At 70.4% G+C, this 3,024-nt stretch carries 3 protein-coding genes; 2 read left to right on the forward strand and 1 reads right to left on the reverse strand.

Features of this window, described 5'->3' with window-relative positions:
* On the forward strand, positions 1-286 hold a 286-nt coding region (locus RTM68_RS14715), incomplete at its 5' end, for a hypothetical protein (protein ID WP_312172273.1).
* Here the strand turns inward: RTM68_RS14715 and RTM68_RS14720 are convergent.
* The gene (locus RTM68_RS14720) at positions 256-1,842 is read right to left on the reverse strand and encodes a pectinesterase family protein (RefSeq protein WP_312172277.1); all 1,587 of its coding nucleotides are present in this window, start codon (positions 1,840-1,842) and stop codon (positions 256-258) included. The genes RTM68_RS14715 and RTM68_RS14720 overlap by 31 nt on opposite strands.
* Positions 1,843-1,881: 39 nt before the next feature.
* On the opposite strand from RTM68_RS14720, the gene RTM68_RS14725 reads away from it, so the two are divergent.
* On the forward strand, positions 1,882-3,024 hold a 1,143-nt coding region (locus RTM68_RS14725), incomplete at its 3' end, for a family 43 glycosylhydrolase (RefSeq protein WP_312172280.1).

Here is a 3,024-nt window from a genome sequence, read left to right on the forward strand (position 1 = left end):
CGACGAGCTCATCCGCGCCTTCCGCGTCCGTGTGCCGGAGGCCGCGGCCTCGCCGTTCGTCGTCGGGCAGCTTCCCGCCGATCGGCTGCGCGCGTACCCCGACCACCGGGGTGTCGCGGATGCGCTGCGGCATCTGCCGACGCGTGTCGAGAACACCGGCTACGCGGAGTCGCCGAGCCTCGGCAGCGTCAACGACGAGACGACGCACCTGACCGCGGCGGCTCAGCGCATCTTCGGCGCGAGCTACGCGGCGGCCTACCGCGAGACGGTCAGCCGCTCCTCCTGAGCGCGAGCGCTCGTGAGTCCGAGCGTCGCGAGCTGCTCCGCGACGATCCCGGCCACGAGCGCTGCGCCGTCGGCAGACAGATGCGTGTCGTCGCTCTCACCCGCCGGGTAGGCCGGGAACTCGTCGGGCCGCACCCAGAGGAACGAGCGCGTGCTCTCGGTCTCGCCCTGTGCCTGCCAGAGCCGGTGAGTCGCGCGCGTGAGGTCGATGAGGGCGACGCCCTCGGTCCTCGCGAGCAGGCGGATGCTCTCGGGGTAGCCGCCATGCGTCGGCGCCGCCCGCCCTCCCTCGAAGAAGCGGCGTTCGATCGGCGTCAGGAGCACGGGCACGGCAGATCGCGTCCGCACCCCGATCAGGAAGCGGCGGAGGTTGCCGGGGAAGGCCGTGAAGACGTCGGCGTGACGCTCGTCGGGCTTCGGATCGTTGTGTCCGAAGCCGATCAGCACGATGTCGCCCGTGCGCACCTCGGCCAGGAGCGCATCGAGAGTCCCCTCGGCGATGTAGCTGGTCGTGCTCGCTCCGGACACGGCGAGGTTGACGACCTCGGCATCGACGACGTCTGAGAGCATCTGACCCCAGCCGGTGCGGGGAGCCCTGTCGGCCGGGTACTCCGAGGCCGTGGAATCGGAGGCGATGAAGATGCGCGTCGACGAGCCGCCGGCCGGCCCGTCGTCGGTCAGCCATGCGGCACGGTCGGGTTCGGTGTCGAGCTGCGGCCGGTCGGCACCGGCCGCGCCCGGTCCGGCGTTTGCGAACTCGGCGAACCGCGCGTCGCGCCAGCTGTATCCCCCCATGTCGTCCCACGGTTCCGCATCGACGTGGGGGCCGAGCGTGCAGTGCGCGAAGAGCGCCTGCCCGATCGCATCCGGCTTGCCACCGGGATGCCACGGGCGCCCGAGCTTGACCGACCCGGCCGGCAGATCGCCGACGATCTCGACGCCCCAGAAGAGGAAGCCGCGCGGGTTCTCCCGAGCCGTACTCGGAGCCGCGATGTACCCGCCCCCGATGCTGCGGATGAGCCCGCCCTCGATCAGCGCGGTCGCGCGCCCGTAGATGAAGTCGACGTCGCCGGTGATCTCGCAGTCGCGCAGGTGCACACGGCGCCGCGCCGCCCAGCTGGGGGCATCGAGCAGCACGGTGTCCTGATGCCCGAGCAGCCGGCACCGCTCGAGGAGGATGCGATCGCCGCGCGTGCGCAGAGCGAGGGCCTGGGAGTTGGGAAGGTGACCGAAGTTCGGCTTGTCGAAGGTGTTCTCGATCGTGATGTCGCGGATCGTGACGTCGTCGGCATCGATCGTCAGCGAGGCGCAGTCCTGCACGTACTCCATGCCCGTGCGGTCGCGGTCGCCCTGGCGCAGCCCGAACGACACGACGACGTCGGCCGCCGCTCCGGTCGCCCCGCGCACGAGGAGCGGCGCGCGTCGAGGCGCGATCACGACGTGCTCGACGTAGGCGCCGGGGTGCAGCACGATCTCGGTCGCCTCGGGGTCCTCGAGGGCGAGAGACAGTGAGGGGATCTGGTGGGCTTCTTTGCCGACGGTCACGATCTTGGACATGTCGACAGTCTAGTAACCGGTTTCCCGTAAAGTGGAATCATGATGACAGAGCATGTCGACGCAACGCCGCGCTACCGCAACCCGATCATCGATGCCGACTTCCCCGATCCTGACGCGATCCGCGTCGGGGATCGGTACTACATGATCTGCTCGAGCTTCAATCGTGCGCCAGGGCTGCCAGTGCTGGTCTCCGACGACCTCGTGAACTGGACGCATCTCACGCATGCGCTCCCCGCACTCCCCCCGTTCGAGTGGTACAGCCTGCCGCGCCACGGCTCCGGCGTGTGGGCCCCGTCGATCCGGTGGCATGAGGGCACGTTCCACATCGTCTACCCCGGGGTCGACCAGGGGGTCATGGTGATCTCGGCTCAGGACCCGGCCGGACCGTGGAGCGAACCCCGTACCCTGCTCGCCGGGCTCGGCATCATCGATCCCTGCCCGCTGTGGGATGACGACGGCAACACCTATCTCGTGCACGGCTGGGCAGCGAGTCGCTCGGGCCGCAAGAACGCCCTCACCGTGATCCCCGTGGAAGCGGACCTCACCCACGCTACGGGCCCCGGACGCACGGTGATCGACGGCGACACGCTGCCCGGCTACGTCACGCTCGAGGGACCCAAGTTCTACAAGCGCGACGGCTGGTACTGGATCTTCGCGCCTGCGGGCGGCGTGGCGACCGGGTGGCAGTCGGCCTTCCGCTCCCGGGACCCCTTCGGCCCGTATGAGGAGCGGATCGTGCTCGAGCAGGGATCGACCCCGGTGAACGGCCCGCATCAGGGCGCCTGGGTCGAGGCCGCGGACGGCACGGACTGGTTCCTGCACTTCCAGGATCGCGGCGTCTTCGGCAGGGTTCTGCACCTGCAGCCCATGGCGTGGGACGCCGACGGCTGGCCGCTCATGGGCGAGGCCGTGCAGGGTGGGCCCGCGCAGCCGGTGCTCGAGCATGCGACGCCGACCGGCTCGGTGCAGCGCGATCGCACCCGCAGCGCCTCCGACGACTTCTCCGAAGGACTGAGCCCGCAATGGGCATGGCAGGCCAATCCCGCGGAGGACTGGGCGCGCACCTCGGCGGGCGAGCTCGTGCTGCGCGGCGTCGCGGACGACATCGGCAATCTCCGCGCACTCCCCCACGTGCTCGGCCAGCCGCTCGCCGGCATCGCTTCGACGGCCACGACGAGCCTC

The organism is Microbacterium sp. (assembly GCF_031988965.1).
Taxonomy (GTDB): Bacteria; Actinomycetota; Actinomycetes; order Actinomycetales; family Microbacteriaceae; genus Microbacterium.